Origin of the sequence: Microbacterium sp. M, assembly GCF_045181065.1 — a bacterium.
GTDB lineage: Bacteria > Actinomycetota > Actinomycetes > Actinomycetales > Microbacteriaceae > Microbacterium.
Genome location: NZ_CP173721.1, coordinates 2,098,615 through 2,116,304, shown reverse-complemented (window position 1 = coordinate 2,116,304; position 17,690 = coordinate 2,098,615). Strand labels below are relative to the sequence as shown.

General features: G+C 64.4%; 13 protein-coding genes. 11 read left to right on the top strand and 2 right to left on the bottom strand.

The features are described 5' to 3' along the window. The first annotated feature begins 9 nt into the window (after nt 1–9). From sufB to ACI7YT_RS10185, 8 genes are all read left to right on the top strand, one after another. Nucleotides 10–1,428, top strand: coding sequence for a Fe-S cluster assembly protein SufB (gene sufB, locus ACI7YT_RS10220; protein WP_060926112.1), 1,419 nt, complete (start codon nt 10–12; stop codon nt 1,426–1,428). Continuing rightward, nucleotides 1,429–2,634, top strand: coding sequence for a Fe-S cluster assembly protein SufD (sufD, locus tag ACI7YT_RS10215; RefSeq protein WP_406245427.1), 1,206 nt, complete (start codon nt 1,429–1,431; stop codon nt 2,632–2,634). Beyond that, a complete protein-coding gene (locus tag ACI7YT_RS10210; protein ID WP_406245426.1) occupies nt 2,631–2,957 on the top strand; it encodes a non-heme iron oxygenase ferredoxin subunit in 327 nt (108 codons plus the stop codon). The genes sufD and ACI7YT_RS10210 overlap by 4 nt, the downstream gene beginning before the upstream one ends. After that, on the top strand, nt 2,958–3,728 hold the full coding sequence (gene sufC, locus ACI7YT_RS10205) for a Fe-S cluster assembly ATPase SufC (protein WP_406245425.1): 771 nt from the start codon (nt 2,958–2,960) through the stop codon (nt 3,726–3,728). 9 nt (nt 3,729–3,737) lie between these two features. Next, a complete protein-coding gene (locus ACI7YT_RS10200) occupies nt 3,738–4,067 on the top strand; it encodes a metal-sulfur cluster assembly factor (RefSeq protein WP_013586729.1) in 330 nt (109 codons plus the stop codon). Between the two features lie 1,007 nt (nt 4,068–5,074). Further along, complete coding sequence (locus ACI7YT_RS10195) at nt 5,075–5,686, top strand: hypothetical protein (RefSeq protein ID WP_406245424.1); 612 nt, start codon at nt 5,075–5,077, stop codon at nt 5,684–5,686. Continuing rightward, nucleotides 5,679–6,803, top strand: coding sequence for an ImmA/IrrE family metallo-endopeptidase (locus ACI7YT_RS10190; RefSeq protein WP_406245423.1), 1,125 nt, complete (start codon nt 5,679–5,681; stop codon nt 6,801–6,803). The genes ACI7YT_RS10195 and ACI7YT_RS10190 overlap by 8 nt, the downstream gene beginning before the upstream one ends. A 3-nt stretch (nt 6,804–6,806) precedes the next feature. Next, the gene (locus ACI7YT_RS10185; RefSeq protein WP_406245422.1) at nt 6,807–9,551 is read left to right on the top strand and encodes an ATP-dependent RecD-like DNA helicase; all 2,745 of its coding nucleotides are present in this window, start codon (nt 6,807–6,809) and stop codon (nt 9,549–9,551) included. A gap of 48 nt (nt 9,552–9,599) precedes the next feature. Here the strand turns inward: ACI7YT_RS10185 and ACI7YT_RS10180 are convergent, their stop codons facing one another. After that, entirely contained in the window at nt 9,600–11,462 is a 1,863-nt protein-coding gene (locus ACI7YT_RS10180; protein WP_406245421.1) for a hypothetical protein, read from the bottom strand. Nucleotides 11,463–11,510: 48 nt separating this feature from the next. Next, nucleotides 11,511–12,014: a hypothetical protein gene (locus tag ACI7YT_RS10175; RefSeq protein WP_406245420.1), complete on the bottom strand. Its 504-nt coding sequence runs from the start codon at nt 12,012–12,014 to the stop codon at nt 11,511–11,513. 592 nt (nt 12,015–12,606) lie between these two features. Here ACI7YT_RS10175 and ACI7YT_RS10170 point away from each other — a divergent pair. From ACI7YT_RS10170 to ACI7YT_RS10160, 3 genes are all read left to right on the top strand, one after another. Further along, a complete protein-coding gene (locus ACI7YT_RS10170; protein ID WP_406245419.1) occupies nt 12,607–13,047 on the top strand; it encodes a hypothetical protein in 441 nt (146 codons plus the stop codon). A gap of 266 nt (nt 13,048–13,313) precedes the next feature. Next, the gene (locus ACI7YT_RS10165; RefSeq protein ID WP_406245418.1) at nt 13,314–13,967 is read left to right on the top strand and encodes a sigma factor-like helix-turn-helix DNA-binding protein; all 654 of its coding nucleotides are present in this window, start codon (nt 13,314–13,316) and stop codon (nt 13,965–13,967) included. Between the two features lie 355 nt (nt 13,968–14,322). Next, nucleotides 14,323–17,340, top strand: coding sequence for a VaFE repeat-containing surface-anchored protein (locus tag ACI7YT_RS10160; RefSeq protein ID WP_406245417.1), 3,018 nt, complete (start codon nt 14,323–14,325; stop codon nt 17,338–17,340). Nucleotides 17,341–17,690: the final 350 nt, after the last annotated feature.

Below are 17,690 nucleotides of genomic sequence, written 5' to 3'. Positions count from 1 at the left end.
GAGTGTGACATGTCGGATGTGCTGATCGACCGCCCGGAGCTGGATGGCCTGGGGGTGTACGAGTTCGGCTGGCACGATGAGGATGCCGCCGGAGCAATCGCCAAACGCGGCATCTCCGAAGAGGTGGTCCGCGGGATCTCGGCGCTCAAGCACGAACCCGAATGGATGCTGAAGACCCGTCTCAAGGGCTATCAGCTCTTCGGGCGCAAGCCGATGCCGACCTGGGGTGCGGACCTCAGCGAGATCGACTTCGACAACATCAAGTACTTCGTGCGCTCCACCGAGAAGCAGGCGCAGTCCTGGGAGGACCTTCCTGCGGAGATCCGTGAGACGTATGAGCGTCTGGGGATCCCCGAGGCAGAGCGCCAGCGCCTCGTCGCCGGTGTCGCCGCGCAGTACGAGTCCGAGGTCGTCTACCACCAGATCCGCGAGGACCTGGAGCAGCAGGGCGTCATCTTCATGGACACCGACACCGCGCTGCGCGAGCACCCCGAGTTCTTCGAGGAGTACTTCGGCACCGTGATCCCGGCCGGCGACAACAAGTTCGCCGCGCTGAACACGGCCGTCTGGTCCGGCGGATCGTTCGTGTACGTCCCCAAGGGCGTGCACGTGGAGATCCCGCTGCAGGCGTACTTCCGCATCAACACCGAGAACATGGGTCAGTTCGAGCGGACGCTGATCATCGCGGACGAGGACAGCTACGTCCACTACATCGAGGGCTGCACGGCCCCGATCTACAAGTCGGACTCGCTGCACTCGGCCGTCGTCGAGATCATCGTGAAGAAGAACGCCCGCGTGCGCTACACGACGATCCAGAACTGGTCGAACAACGTCTACAACCTGGTCACCAAGCGCGCCGTCGCCCACGAGGGCGCGACCATGGAATGGGTCGACGGCAACATCGGCTCCAAGGTGACGATGAAGTACCCGTCCATCTACCTGATGGGCGAGCACGCCAAGGGCGAGACGCTCTCGGTCGCCTTCGCCGGCCCCGGACAGCACCAGGATGCCGGCGCGAAGATGATCCACATGGCGCCGTACACGCAGTCCTCGATCGTCTCGAAGTCGATCGCGCGCGGCGGTGGCCGCGCCGGCTACCGCGGCGAGGTCCGCGTCGACGCCAACGCGCACCACTCAGCCAACACCGTCCGATGCGACGCGCTGCTGGTCGACACCAAGTCCCGCTCCGACACGTACCCCGCGATCGACATCCGGGTCGACGACGTGCAGCTGGGCCACGAGGCCACGGTCTCGAAGGTGAGCGAGGAGCAGCTGTTCTACCTGCAGTCCCGCGGCATGCCGGAGGACGAGGCCATGGCGATGATCGTGCGCGGCTTCATCGAGCCGATCGCGCGCGAGCTGCCGATGGAATACGCGATGGAACTCAACAAGCTCATCGAAATGGGCATGGAAGGATCGGTCGGCTGAATGGCGGCCCAGGCGACAGCGCCCGCTGAGGCGCAGGATACGAACGCGCACATCGACCCCGCCGCTCAGGTCGCGGACGCCGGATTCGTCCCCGTCCAGACACGCTCCGAGCGCCCGCGGTCCTTCGAACCGGATGACTTCGGCGTCCCGAACGGCCGCGAGGTCAACTGGAAGCACACACCGGTCGCACGCGTGAAGCCGCTGTTCGCAGCGGCGGAGCAGAACGACGGCGTGACCTACGAGGCCGTCAGCGGGGCTGAGTTCGTCTCGACGCCGCTGGCCGCCGGCACCGCGCCGCGCGGCGAGTTCTTCGTCCCAGAGGACGTCGTCTCGGCCATCGCGTGGCAGGGCTCGTCCGAAGGGCTCCACGTGCGGATTCCGCGCGAGACCGAGGTCTCCGAACCCGTTGTCATCGCGATCACCGGTCAGGGCGCCGAGCGTCGCGCGGATGCGCACATCGTCATCGAGGCGCAGGAGCACAGCGCCGCGACCGTCGTGCTGCGTCACTCCGGCTCTGCCCAGTATGCGCAGAACGTCGAGATCATCGCACGGGCCGGTTCGCGCCTGTCGGTGGTCACCGTGCAGCAGTGGGAGGACGACGCCGTGCACGCGGCATCCCACCAGGCGCGCGTGGACGCAGACGCCCAGCTGAAGCACTTCGTCGTCACCTTCGGAGGCGGCGTCGTGCGGGTGAACCCGAACCTCGAGCTGAGCGGCAACGGCGCGGAGGGCCGGATGTACGGCCTCTCCTATGCGGACGCCGGTCAGCACTTCGAGAGCCAGGTCTACCTGCACCACAAGGGTGCGCACACCGTCGGCGACGTGCTCTACAAGGGTGCGCTGCAGGGCGAGAGCGCGCACAGCGTCTGGATCGGCGACGTGCTCATCGGACCGGACGCCACGGCGACGGACTCGTACGAGGCCAACCGCAACCTTGTGCTCACCGAGGGCGCCCGAGCCGATTCGATCCCGAACCTCGAGATCCAGACCGGCGACATCCTCGGGGCCGGCCACGCGAGCGCCACAGGGCGCTTCGACGACGAGCAGCTGTTCTACCTGCAGGCCAGAGGGATCACCGAGGAGGAGGCACGACGCCTCGTCGTGCTCGGCTTCCTCAGCGACATCGTCCAGCGCCTGGGCATCCCGGCACTCGAGGCCGAACTGCTGGTGGCCGTCGAGGTGGAGCTCGCGGCGGTGAACGCATGACCGCCGAGCGCGTCTGCGGCGTCGGCGACCTCGAAGTCGACGCTCCGCTGCGCGTCGATCCGGCAGGAGTCCCCATCACGGTGATCAAGGATTCCGACGGCGTGATCCACGCCATCGGAGACACCTGCACGCACGGCGACATCTCCCTCTCCGAGGGCTTCGTCGAAGGTGACACGGTCGAGTGCTGGGCCCACGGCTCCGCCTTCTCGCTGCTCACCGGCAAGCCCCAGAACCTCCCCGCTTTCGAGCCCGTTCCGGTCTACGTCGTCGAGATCGACGGCGACGACGTGCTCATCGACCCCACTGTCATTAAGGAAGTCTGAATGTCTGTTCTCGAGATCCGCGACCTGCACGTGACGGTCGAGACCGATGCCGGGACCACCCCGATCCTCAACGGAATCACGCTCACCATGAACACCGGTGAGACCCACGCCATCATGGGCCCGAACGGCTCGGGCAAGTCCACGCTGGCGTACACGATCGCCGGCCACCCCAAGTACACCGTGACCTCCGGCTCGATCACGTTCGACGGCGAGGACGTCCTCGCGATGTCCGTCGACGAGCGCGCGCGCGCCGGCCTCTTCCTCGCGATGCAGTACCCGGTGGAGATCCCCGGTGTGACCGTCACGAACTTCCTGCGCACGGCCAAGACCGCGCTGGACGGGGAGGCGCCCTCGATCCGCTCCTGGACCAAGGACGTCAAGCAGGCGATGGGCAACCTCCGCATGGACCCGAAGTTCGCGCAGCGCAACGTCAACGAGGGCTTCTCGGGTGGCGAGAAGAAGCGCCACGAGATCCTCCAGCTCGAGGTTCTCAAGCCGAAGTTCGCGGTGCTCGACGAGACCGATTCGGGTCTCGACGTCGACGCGCTGAAGATCGTCTCGGAAGGCGTCAACCGCGCGAAGGAGTCCACCGGACTCGGCGTGCTGCTGATCACGCACTACACCCGCATCCTGCGCTACATCCGTCCCGACTACGTGCACGTGGTCGTGGCGGGCAAGATCGTCGAAGAGGGCGGCTCCGAGCTCGCCGACCGTCTCGAGGACGAGGGCTACGACCGCTTCCTCGACCCCGCCGCTCCCATCGAGGCGTAGGCTGAGGGCATGACCGCGACGCTTGCCCCAGAGAAGTACGACGAGGTCACCGAGGCTCTCAAGGACGTCATGGACCCGGAGCTCGGGATCAATGTCGTCGACCTGGGCCTGATCTACGATCTGGCCTGGGACGACGAGAACGACGCCCTCGTGATCCACATGACCCTGACGAGCGCGGGCTGCCCGCTGACGGACGTGCTCGAAGAGCAGACCGCGCAGGCGCTGGACAACGTCGTCGACCGATTCCGCATCAACTGGGTCTGGATGCCGCCGTGGGGCCCGGAGCGGATCACCGACGACGGGCGCGACATGATGCGTGCGCTCGGCTTCGCGATCTGACCGTACTTTAAGTCCCCTGACCTGAATTCACCCAGGTCAGGGGGCTTTTTTGCTGCTTCTGACTGACTGTCGTTCACAGATGTCTCGGGTCGATTGTGATAACTCACGCGGCGCGATTGGTGGACCGCTGCGTCGCTGCGAATGCGCGCGAAATCGATGCAATCTCCACATGTTGTGGTGGATATTGTGTCGGTATGCGGTGGTCGCATCACGTCTTGGGGTCCCAGGGGGTGCTCGGGGGTGCTGAAGGGTGATCACTGCGGAAATGCGGGGGTGGGCAGTCCAGGCAATCGCAGGATGACCCAGGGTGATGGAGGGTGATGATGGGTACTGCAGGGTGCAGAATCAAGTCGATATGGATGCACCCCTCGAGCAGTGACTTCAACGCCCCGCCCAAGGGGGCCAGGGGACCGATTGCGAGCTTGATTCGAATAGGCGGCCGCGGCCATGAAGGCTTACTGCGTGCGTCGGGTGAATGAGGCCGCTCGGTCGACATGACGTTGCTGCGCCGCCTACGGGTCGATGCCCCCGATCCCCGAAAGCTCGACAAGGCGCACGTTTACGAGCGCTTAGGCAGTCGCAAGAGGGATCAACGCGTGTCACCGACCGTCAACGAGGCTCAGCGCGCCGGAGTTGCACGAGACGATCTGGCGCATCGCGAACGATCTGCGAGGCAGCGTCGATGGCTGGCACTTCAGGACCCAGTCAAGGACAACCCAGTCCAATCCATCCGCTACCACCGCGAGAGATGGCACCGTCGCACGGGCGGTGAGCTTGAGGAAATCGAGTTGTGCCGTCGCGCCCGAGTAGGGTCGCGTCTACAGGAGCGACACGCCGAAGATTAAGTGAAGCAATGATGCGTGATTTGTGTGTCAAAATAAAGTCAATCCGATGAGTGAGGGCACGCTCCGGAGTCTGACTTTCAGGAGGTCACGATGGTCCCGAGTTCTCCCTTCGAAGCGCTTGGCGATCATGCCGTCGACGCACGTGATCTCGTCATCGAGGTCGTGCAGGCGCGCCATGCTCGGTCGGCAGACGCCCATGAAGCGGCCGCGACGCGCTACGCGATCGCCTTCGGCGGACAGTGGCGTGATCTGCTGGAAGACACGTACGAGGCCTTCAAGGACCGTGGGTATCAGGCGCACAGGCTAGTCCCGGCTGGCTATCGGCTTCCGGTCGTCAACGGCGGCCTGGTGTTCGTGTGGCGGGTGCCGGCGGCAGCAGACGTGGAGAGCGGCTTCGCGACGAGCAAGACTCGGATGGGCGGATTCTTCGCGCGGAGGCCGGTCGAGATGTTCGGACCGAGCTTCGTCGAGGGCAGTGAGGAAACCCGTAACGCCAGCGAACAGGCTGAGCTTGAGCGCATGATTCTGGCTGCGGGTGAGTTCATGCCTGTCGTTCTCGTCATGGTCCATTCAACGCCTCGTTCGCTGAATGCGATCGACTGGGCCGTTGCGGAGTACGTCGGCGGCACGGTCCGTCTGCACGGCGAGGAAACGATCTGGAAGCCCGAGTTCGTGGCAACGTCCGCAGCGGACGAGGTCGAGTCGTTCGACAGCGGCAGCCCGGTCGCACCTTCGCTGGAGCTGCAGACCCAGGACCGGACACCAGATGCGTGACAGGCATCCCGGACTGTTCGATCTTCCTGGCACCTCAGACGGTCAGGGGAGATTTGAGCCGGCACGGCTGACCCAGGCCCGCGTGCGCCAGAGCCTGAGCAAAACGGAACTGGCGGCCGCGGTCGAGGTTTCCGCTGCCGCGATCGGTCAGTACGAGGCGGGGGTGAATTCTCCTCGTGCCGATGTGGTCGAGCGGATGGCGACGACGTTGAAGGTGCGCCCCGGGTTCTTCAGCGTAGGCAGGCCTCTCGCGCGCATCGACACGGTGCACGCGCATTTCCGCAGCCTGCGCTCGGTGCGGGTTAGCGACCGCCAGCGAGCGCTCTCGACCGCCACGTTGGTGTGGGAGCTGACTTTTGCGCTAGAGCGGTACGTCAAGCTCCCCGAGGCGGATCTTCCGAAGCTGCCGGCCGGGACGAGCCCGGGCGAAGCGGCGGTTGCGCTGCGCCGATACTGGGGCCTCCCGGACGGACCAGTGCGGCACCTGGTCGCCACCGCGGAGTCGCGGGGGATCGTGGTCGTCGTGCGTCCGCGGGGAGAGATCGACGCGGTCGACGCGTTCTCGTCGGTGATCGTTGATCGGCCGATCGTGGTCACGACGCCGCGCCGCAGTGAGAACGTGTTTCGACACCGGTTCTCGATCGCGCATGAGATCGGCCATCTGCTGCTGCACGCCGAGTCAGTTGAACAGAGCACCGCCATCGAGCGCGAGGCCGACGAGTTCGCGGCGGCGTTCCTCACACCGGCGGCGTCGATGGACACCGCCCTACCGCAGCGACTCGACCTCGCGGCGCTCGATCGGCTCGGACGGACCTGGGGCGTGTCGCCGCACTCGCTCATCCGGCGGATGGTGGAGCGCGGCCGGACCACAGACTCCTCGGCGCGACGCGCCTACCAGCGGCTCGCCATGGTCGACGATCCGTCCGCGGATCCGACGAGCGCGTACCCAGGGGAGATGCCGACGCTGCTGCGCAAGGCCGCGGAGCTCGCCGCTGACCAGGGCGCGACGGTGCCCGCGCTCGCTGAGATCCTTCGGCTGGCCCCAGCCCAGGTCCGCGACCTGCTCGGCGAGCCCGATCAACGCCCTGTGCTGCGCCTCGTGGGCGACGAGGGCTGAGGCGTGGCGACTGTCGAAGAGCAGGTCCGCAGCGCGGACAGCGCCATCTGCCAGAACATCGCCAGCCTCGCCAGGGACCGAGGGCTGCTTTCGCAGAACCTCCTCTCTCAGCTACGCAACCTCGTCGAAGGCCTCGCGGTTTGGGCGCACGCGAAAGACTCGTCGGTCGAGTTCCGTGACAACCATCAGGTGGCTCGGGCGATGGAGTTCGTCAAGGCCAACGCGAAGGTGCGCCGCCTGAGCCGGTTCCACGACCAGCTGCAGGCCAGCGTGTCGCACTTCACGCTCGACCGGGACCCGTCCGAGCGGCTGATGCTCAAGTACTACGAGTACATGCTCCGCACCCGTGAGCTCGCCAAACAGCACCTCGGCGTCGATCTCCTCGCGAACCTCGAGGACTTCCCGGTCGACCTCGACCCGTCGCTGCGGGACTACCACGAGAAGATCGCCGCCCGGATCGACGCGGTGCTGAGCGCCTCGGCGGAGGGGCGCAGCGACCGCTACTACGTGCACAGCTCGCGGCCGTTCTTCCTCGACGGGCGGATCTACTACGAGGTCACGTTCTCGGTGGCGCACAACCGGGCGAGCAAGTCCGATCGCAGCATCGCCTTCACGGACATCGACATCACCGAGCACTACGCCGCCCGCCTGGAGCTGGTCAGCGACTCGATCGACGTGCTGGGCAAGACGATGCCGATCCTGGTGATCCGTTCCTGGGCGGTCTCGATCCGGCCCTGCGAGTTCGACAACTTCGCCCGCCTGTTCGACGTCCAGACCAAGGTGCAGAGCGGCCATGCCGAGTACCGGAATCTGATGCAGTACCTCACCACGACGCACTCCAGCCTGCTCGATCTGGTCGACATGGCGGACCTCGACTACGCGCAGATCCGCACCTGGGCGCTGGCCGAATCGCGTCGCGCCGCGCTGATCTTCCCGGTCCTCGATCGCGCGCGCACGCTCGTCCGGGCGAATCGCCCCGGGGCGAGGATCATCCGATACCTGATGCTCCGGATGCACAACCAGGTGATCAAGGAGCAGTTCGACCCGACACCGAACGGGTGGCTCTCCAGGCTCTGCCTGACCTCTCGGAGCGCCCCGTTCGACACCATGCCGTTCTGCAGCGCACCGGCGGGGCATGTACCTCGTTTCGGGGATCTTGCCGAGAGCCTCAGCACGACGGGGCGCGAGCACGAGCTCCTCGCGCGTCGAGTCCGCAACAACGTCGAGCAGCACGGCTCGATCTACACGCCGGTCGCGGATGTCGAGCACCTCGGTGACGTCGACCGGCTCATCGCGCGGTACAACCGGCTGCTTCCGAACATCCCGCGGCACGCGCCGCGGAAGCTCGCGCACGACAATGGGCACGTCTTCATCGTCGGGTACGAGGACGACGCCGTCTCGATCATCGAGCAGCTGCAGGAAGCCGCAGGCAGCGGCATCGAGGCGCACGCCGGCGACGTGCAGACATGGCTCGATCAGTACCCCGACGTCATCGACGACGACAAGAAGGTCGAGGCGCTGAAAGCGCTCTTCGCGCACTCGAACGTCGCCCTCGTCTACGGAGCGGCCGGGACGGGCAAGTCGACGATGGTCAATCACATCGCCAACTACTTCGCCGACGAGCGCAAGCTCTTCCTCGCGCACACGAACCCCGCGGTTGACAACCTCAGGCGGCGGGTGGACGCGCCGAACTCCTCCTTCAACACCGTCACGAAGCACGTGTACGCGAGCTCGACCTTCGGCTCCCGCTACGGGGTCGTCGTGATTGACGAGTGCAGCACACTGAGCAACGCGAGCCTCCTCAAGGTGCTGGAGAACACCACCTTCGATCTCCTCGTGCTGGTCGGTGACGTCTATCAGATCGAGTCGATCGAGTTCGGCAACTGGTTCGCTCTCGCACGCGGCTACCTTCCGCAGGGGGCCGTCTTCGAACTGACCAGACCGTTTCGCACCAACGACGAGGCGCTGCTCACGCTCTGGGACCGTGTCCGCAAGCTCGACGACCGGATCGAGGAGTCCCTCTCCAGGAACGGGTACTCGAAGGTGCTCGGCGACACGCTGTTCCAGAAGGAGAGCGACGACGAGATCGTGCTGTGCCTGAACTACGACGGGCTCTACGGCATCAATAATGTCAACCGGTTCCTGCAGGCGAGCAACCCGGAACCGGCTGCCACCTGGGGTCAGGCGGTCTACAAGGTCGGCGATCCGGTGCTCTTCAACGAGACCGACCGGTTCCGTCCGGTGATCTTCAACAACCTGAAGGGAACGATCGCCAAAATCGACCGCGTGCCCGGACGTATCACCTTCGACGTGCGGCTCGACAGAGAGCTCGCCGAAGACGATCTTGAAGATACCGAGCTACGCTGGGCGGGGGAGCGCACCGTCCGGTTCGACGTCTTCGAGAGCGTGAGCAGCGACGATGACGATGATCAGGCGAACACCCTCGTCCCATTCCAGATCGCCTACGCCGTGTCGATCCACAAGGCGCAGGGACTTGAGTACGACTCCGTCAAGGTCGTGATCACCGACGCCAACGAGGAACGGATCTCCCACAGCATCTTTTACACCGCTATCACCCGAGCCCGCCGACGCCTCGGAATCTACTGGACCCCCGAGACCCAGCACCGGATTCTGAGCCGGCTGGCGGTGCACGAGAACACCAAGGACGAGAACCTGCTCCGCACCCGCCGAGGAGTCACCCCCGTGGCGAAGCGACCGAAACGGCAGAAGGACCGCGCTCGACCTTAGTCGGATTCCCCACGGCCCCTTCGCCGAGCGCAGCCCGACCGCCGCTTCTCATCGCGTGTTGCTGTCACCGGCGCGTCCGGTGGATAGTCGAGCGAGGCGGTTTACGTAGTTACAACCCGCTGCGAGTAGCCTTTCCTGCTCGCTCCGGCCAGCCTGCTCCTCGGTAAGGAGATCCGCGATCGTCTGCTTTGTGGCGAACGAGTGAAGGGCGAGTCCGAGTGCCGAGCGCGCGGTGCGTGAGGAATAGCCTTGAACGCTCGCAATCGTGGATGGTGGCAGCGGGTTGCCGTGGCTCACCGCGTTGCGCACGCGGCGGTGCCGCGAACGAATCACCTCCACTTCACGCTTCTTCAAGAGACGGAGTTGAAGTTCGCTCTTCGGCTTCGTTACTGCATCCACGGCATCCAGAAACTCATTCCTCACCCATGGAGGTGTCTCGATCGCCAGGAGCTCGTCCCGTAGCTCGATGGCCTTCGGGATGGAGACGATTCGGGTGCCAGATTCGTCGTGGTGGAAGATAGAGAACTCGAGATCGCGGTATACGGGAGCAGCACGAGAACGCTCAGCGTGGTTGAGTGGGCCCAACAAGCCTGCGAGGATGTGTTGCTCGAACTGCCAGTCGACCTCTCGCTGCTGCACGGCACTCGCGAGGGCAGTCGGTTTCACCTCACCGAACGAAGCGATGTGTTCCAACGCGTGGTCCTCGAGAGCGATCGCGATACGCGGCGTCACCGCACGCGCATCGTAGAAGAGGACATCGCGGTGATCAACCATGCCCGCCTCACGTAGTGTGAGCAGTGCCTCGACAAGATAGTCGGGCAGCGGACGCGCGCGCATCGCGTCATTCAGTCCGCTCGCGACGGAATCAAGGATCTCCGAAGTCGCGGACATGCCGTACGTGTCGTCGATCTGCCGCGGGGGTGATCCGATTCTGCCAAATGTACCTCCAACGAGTTCCCCGTTCAGCAGTGTGGCTTTGGTTCCGGTGTTTTTCCACGAGACGCCACCCGAACCGATTGCGATGCTGAGGATCGCGTCGATCTGACGGATAGCGTCAGCTGTAGCACCGGCGAGCTCTCGGATGCCGAAGTGCACTCGCGCGAGGACAAGACGGTTCGAGGGTTGCTTGAGAGACTCCTCAAGAAGGTTGGTCGGCCACCACGGGCCGTCAAGTATTGATCGGAGCTCGTCCCGTTCTGTAAACGACTGACCGTCGTCGCGAATCGCGTTCGGAATGACCCAGTCGGCCCGAAGGAATGTGACGTCGCCGAACTCCAGCCGAAACGGGCTCACTGCTCGCTCATACAACGCCCATACTGTCACTTCCCCAGACGGAGGCTCGGCGCACAGGATCTCTTCTGCCAACCGCAGACGCTGCTCGGGAGGAACGTCCTCGTCGGTTCCTGGCGTTGTATAGCCCATCAAGATGTCCGCCGCCCTTCGGAGCGGTCCCCAGGTCGACTGTGCGGCTTCATCGAGTTGCGATGCGAGGATGTTGGTGTACGGGCCGAGCTGATCGGTGGTCACAGCGGGCTGAGCTGCGGCGCTGCAGAGGTCGCGGAACGCAGCCGAGATACTCTCTGCTGCGCGCCAGCGATCACGGAATCTGCCTGTAACGACGGAGATATCCGAACGATCCGTGGCTTCGAGCGTTTCGGCGAGAACGGACTTTAACTGGTCGCGTAGTCGAGGGCCGGCTTGAACTGCCAATGCGTCGATGTCCGTCTTGAGGGAACGTCGATTCTGGGATGAGGCCCAGGACTCGGCGCGTGCGAGTTTCGCCCAGAGCCCGAGTTCTTCGACCGCTTCTCTAAGCGTGAAAGGCATTGCCGCGCGATACGCAAGGGGAAGCACTTCCCCCACCACTTCCATCCATTTGCCAGGTGGGAACTCCTCGGCAATATCTGTCATGAATCGATTTTGCCCTGTTTCGCCGCAGCGCGTTGCGGGAACCTGTGGCTACGCAGCGCCGTACCAGCAGTTGATCCGGACGTGCACGGCGACGAGACCGATGAGGGCGAGCAGCAAGCACCAAACAATGAGGAACTTCCAAAGGAGCTTCTTCGACACAAGGATCGCCACCAGAACGGAGATGCCGAGGACAGCGCCAAACGGAGCCAATACAAAGGATGGGACCAAAAGTGTAGAGGCGCTGCGGTCATTGTGTCCGAGCGCGCCGATAGGTGCCGAGGACCCGATCCGAGTTCCGTAGATCAGCAGGAAGATGGACGACACGAACACTGCGATCAGCCTGACTGTCAGTGCTGCGCGCCTAGGAAACCAGAGGACAGTGATCACGGTCGGGACGATGGCGACCGCACTGATGTTGAGAACAATCACGAGGTTCGTCAGCCAGGCATTGCGCGTGTCGCCCTCAGCATTGTAGATCGTGATGCTCGCGAGGAATCCGCCGAATGCTGCTGCGACGGTGGCCAGCAGGCACGCGATGCAGGCGAGAACCAAAGATGTGCGAGACGGGCCCCGCTATTCGATCAGAGGCGGAGGCTCTTTGCTCGTTGTCGTGCCGCGACTCTGCTGTGGGCAAATCTTGAGACAGCGCCGGTGCTGGTGTTTCCGCCGCTGATACTGTCATCCTCCTATAGACCCGAACAAGAAGGTGACCTGAGTGCTGCGGCTCTCAGGTCACCTTCTTTTGTTCGGCGTGGGACGCTCTGACTTTTCGGTGCTGGACGTGCCGATGCACGTTGACATCAGCGTCGTCGCGCCGCTGTGCCCGTGTGGGCGGTGATGTGCGTCCCGTACTCAAGACTGGGATGATCGGACCATGACGCGCGCTCGGGGTACGCAGATCGCCAGGTTGGCCTGGACCCACGCCTGCGCCTTCGGAGGTGCGATCGCCGATCGATTGAGCCGCAGTGACGCCCGAATCCGCACAGACTCCGTCTCGTCAGGCCGCCGGCTCGGCAGGCTGTGGGCGGCCATCGGCGTATTGCCGATGTGCTGGCTCTCTGTCGTCACCGCGTGGATGCGACGCGGCCTGCGCGCCACCAGCGACAGCCGCGCAATGGTTGTTGTGCGCCGACGCTCAGTTTCCATGGACCTCGCCATGGTCGTCGTCCTCGCCGTCGGGTTCATCGCGATCTTCTTCCTCCTGCAGTTCGGTTGTCTCCTCCTGGCGTCCGCCGGATTCCCGGTCGCGGGCGTGCTCTCCCGAGCCATCGCGGTCGCCTACTTCGCCGTGTTCGCGTGGATGATGATCGCCACTTTCCTCATGCTCGCGCAGGGCAGCGCCTCGAAGAGCCTGTCTGCTGTCGGAGAGGAGACGCCGCCGGGGGATAGGTGGGTCGTGGAATCTCTGGCGGCGCGGACGGCCGCTGACGGGGCCGCGGCTTTTCGGCTCGCGGTGCGCACGCTTCGCTCTATGCCACCTGGTCGAGTTCTTGTCGCTGTGGCTCGCACACCCGAGCTGCAGGCGGGGTACGTGAAGCTCGGCTTTACGGCCGGAGAAAAGCTCCGCGTCTACAAGCTCACCTGAGGCTCGCCAGCTTTCGCCATGCGGTCGGGCCGATCAGACGCAGGATCAGAACTCATGCCTCGCTGGGGTCACGCAGGACCGTTCTTCGACCACGGTCGTAGCGCGCCGGTGCTGTTAGGAGCCTCTTTCGGCCGCAGTTCTATCAGGTCTAACTGATCCTATGCTGGAGATGCGCGTTTCCGTGTGGGCTGGATTTCGCGCAGACGGAACTCACTGGGGATAAGGCCAACTGCTCGACGTTGCAGCGGCCGAGGTAAGGGGGAGGTATGCATCGTGTTGCGATTGTTGAGGACCATCTGTTGCAGCGCAGGTATGCGACGGCGCTGGTCAATGCACAGCCGGATATGACTGTTGTGTACGACGGTGAGGACCTGCCGTCGTTTATGACCTGGCTACAGACATGCGATCGGCTTGCTAGACCGGGCCTTGTCCTGCTCGATCTGATGGTCGAGCGGGGACCGAACGCGCGCCCTGAGACGGTAAAGCGGTTGGTGGCATCTGGCATGCGGGTCGTTCTGTTCTCAGCGCTGGCGTCGCCGCCGCTCGCGAGGCAGATGGTTCATTTCGGGGTTAGCGGTGTGATCGGCAAGCGCGACAACGAGACGAGCATTGTCGCCGCTTTGCGCGCGGTTCTCGCGGGGCAGTCTTGGGTGTCTCCCGAGCTCGCAGTGCTGATCGCGCACGATCCGGATCAACCCAGGCTCAGCGATCAGGAGGAGCGCGCGCTGGTGCTTTATGCTTCAGGCCTCTCGATCGAATCCGTCGCCGCGTCGATCGGTGTCAAGCCCGGCACTGCGAAGAAGTACTTGCAGCGTGTGCGGGAGAAGTACGCTGCGGTCAATCGTCCAGTGGCATCACGTCACGAGCTGAGCAGAGCTGCTGCGCGCGACGGGTACCTCGTGGGTCAGGACCAAGCGTGACCGGAGTCTCCGGGTAGCGGAAGGACTATACGTCTTGGCTCTCCGAGACCCACGGTGACCTCTCCTGGGGGTCATTTCGTATCTCGGTTGCCCAGGTTCATGTCGACGAGACGCTCGAGGCTCTCGGTCCTCGCTACCATCTGAGGGCACATGTGGTGCGTCACGACGTTACTGCCAGTTCGCCAGCTCCGGGTCCCTTTCCGCCGGGCGAGCGGTTTGGCGTAATAAGTTGTGCGGCATCGAGTCTCATCTAGTGCGCAGGGGAGCAGGGGGCTCCTATGCGATTCCAGATCTCATAGTCGAGCAGTAACGAAACAAAGGCCGTGATGTGACCTACAACAGCAAACGATGGGGAGTGGCCCGAGCCGGGGCCTGGATTGCCGCAACAGCGGTCGCGCTGGGCGCACTTGCTGCGCCGACGGCTGCGACAGCCGCGCCGGCGGTGGATCTGCAGACGGGGGATACCGTCTACATCGGCGACAAAGAGGGCTATTCGGGGACGGGAATCTTCCCCCTGTGGCCCGGAGATGCACAGGATGGGGACCCTCTCTACTGGGCGTATTGCCTGGAGAACCAGGTCTCAGCGGAGACCGGCCTCACCGGACAGGTTGGTGATCTGGGCGACTATCTCGGCAGCAACTACTTCACGGATCCCGCGGTTCAGGGCAAGGTCCTGTGGGTGCTCGCCAACAGCTATCCTGCGCTCTCCCTCGAGGAGTTCGGCGCTGCAGTCGGGGTTCCGGACATCTCCCGCAACGATGCGATCGAGGCGACCCAGTACGCGATCTGGCGGTACACCGATCTCACGTTCGATGCAAGCTGGGCCTTTGAGACACCGGATTCTGAGGCCGCCTACTGGTATCTGGTCAACGGTGCGAACGCGTCTTCGGGCCTCAACCCCGAAGATCTTGAAGTGACCGCTTCCGTTGAAGCGCCGACCGCGCCGCAAACGGCCGACTCGTTGGTGGGACCGTTCGTCGTCGCTACGAACCAGCCGACCGCCTCTGTGGTCAGCGACCCGGATGTGGCGATCACCGACGCGGCCGGGACCCCGATCGACACGGACGCCGTGGTCGATGGGCAGGAGGTCTACCTCGACCTGCGCGGCACGAGCACGGCAGGCTCCGCCACCATCACCGTTAGCGCCACGGGGTCGAGCAACACGGGGAGCGTCATCTCCGTCCCTACCGCCCCGGGCGGGACGCCGACGGCAGCCGATCACGCGCAGACCATTGTCTTGGTCACTCCGCATGACACGACGACGACGGCGCAGGCCACCGCGGAATGGACAGCGCTCGCTGCGGTTCCTGCGATCGGGACATCGTTGGTCGACTCCGCTGACGGCGACCGTGTGCTGCCGTGGAACGGTGGCACGGTGACGGATACGGTTGCGTTCCGGAATCTGACCCCGGGGACCGAGTACACCCTGACGGGCGAGCTGTTCCTGAAGGCGGATGGTTCAGCGACGGGCATTACCGGGTCCACGACGTTCACCCCGGCTGAGGCTGATGGCAGTGTCGATGTGTCGTTCGTGGTTCCCGAGGGGTTCGCCGGTGACACCCTGGTCGCGTTCGAGCGTCTTTTCGAGGGTGATGTGACGGGCGACCCGGTCGCCGTCCACGAGGACATCAACGATGCCGCTCAGACGGTGACTGTTGAGGAGGCACCGGTTGCTGCGGTTCCTGCGATTGGGACGTCGTTGGTCGACTCCGCTGACGGCGACCGTGTGCTGCCGTGGAACGGTGGCACGGTGACGGATACGGTTGCGTTCCGGAATCTGACCCCGGGGACCGAGTACACCCTCACCGGTGAACTCATCCTTAAGGCGGACGGATCGACCACCGGTATCACCGGATCCACGACCTTCACCCCAGACACCGCCGACGGCAGTGTCGATGTGTCGTTCGTGATCCCCGAAGGGTTCGCCGGTGACATCTTGGTGGCGTTCGAGCGTCTCTACGTGGGCGACACCACCGGCGATCCCGTCGCCGTCCACGAAGACATCAACGACGCGGCTCAGACCGTCACCATCGAAGAGGCACCGGTTGCTCCGGTTCCTGCGATCGGGACATCGTTGGTCGACTCCGCTGACGGCGACCGGGTGCTCTCCTGGAACGGCGGCACCGTGATTGACACGGTCGCGTACCAGAACCTGACCCCGGGGACCGAGTACACCCTGACGGGCGAGCTGTTCCTGAAGGCGGATGGTTCAGCGACGGGCATTACCGGGTCCACGACGTTCACCCCGGCTGAGGCTGATGGCAGTGTCGATGTGTCGTTCGTGGTTCCCGAGGGGTTCGCCGGTGACACCCTGGTCGCGTTCGAGCGTCTTTTCGAGGGTGATGTGACGGGCGACCCGGTCGCCGTCCACGAGGACATCAACGATGCCGCTCAGACGGTGACTGTTGAGGAGGCACCGGTTGCTGCGGTTCCTGCGATTGGGACGTCGTTGGTCGACTCCGCTGACGGCGACCGTGTGCTGCCGTGGAACGGTGGCACGGTGACGGATACGGTTGCGTTCCGGAATCTGACCCCGGGGACCGAGTACACCCTCACCGGTGAACTCATCCTTAAGGCGGACGGATCGACCACCGGTATCACCGGATCCACGACCTTCACCCCAGACACCGCCGACGGCAGTGTCGATGTGTCGTTCGTGATCCCCGAAGGGTTCGCCGGTGACATCTTGGTGGCGTTCGAGCGTCTCTACGTGGGCGACACCACCGGCGATCCCGTCGCCGTCCACGAAGACATCAACGACGCGGCTCAGACCGTCACCATCGAAGAGGCACCGGTTGCTCCGGTTCCTGCGATCGGGACATCGTTGGTCGACTCCGCTGACGGCGACCGTGTGCTGCCGTGGAACGGTGGCACGGTGACGGATACGGTTGCGTTCCGGAATCTGACCCCGGGGACCGAGTACACCCTGACGGGCGAGCTGTTCCTGAAGGCGGATGGTTCAGCGACGGGCATTACCGGGTCCACGACGTTCACCCCGGCTGAGGCTGATGGCAGTGTCGATGTGTCGTTCGTGGTTCCCGAGGGGTTCGCCGGTGACACCCTGGTCGCGTTCGAGCGTCTTTTCGAGGGTGATGTGACGGGCGACCCGGTCGCCGTCCACGAGGACATCAACGATGCCGCTCAGACCGTCACCGTCGAGGAAGCACCCGTCACCCCGACGGAGCCCACGGAGCCCTCGCAGCCCTCGCAGCCGACGGGGCCCAACCAGCCCGCGACGCCGTCCGATCCGGTCACGGGGCAGCTCCCCGAGACCGGAGCAACGGTGCCGCTGGTTGCCATTGGTGCCTCCGGGATCCTGCTCGCCCTCGGACTGTTGCTCCTCCGGACGCGCCGAGCACGTTCTGAGAGCTGAGCGGCTCTAGATCGCAATACCCTGTGGGTCCGGCATCGTTCGATGTCGGACCCACAGCGTCTGCAGTGAACATCGCTGGGACCGATTCGCATGCACAATCGCACAGTGCCAGGCCTCGGACCCCTCATCGGCGTCGAGCAGACTCATACCGTCCTAGATCCATACTCGAGTCCCAGGCGCGCTGGGCGAGAAGCACGTCAGACAGCTGCGGAAGGCTTCTCCAAACCGTTCTTGTCGCTTGACCTCCGCCGGTGGTCATTTCGTACCAGCCTGACCACATGCGGGGGTCAACCTGGGCGCGGTGGCCTCGGGGTCTTTCGATCCGACTTAGCTCGAGTATGAGGGAGGCT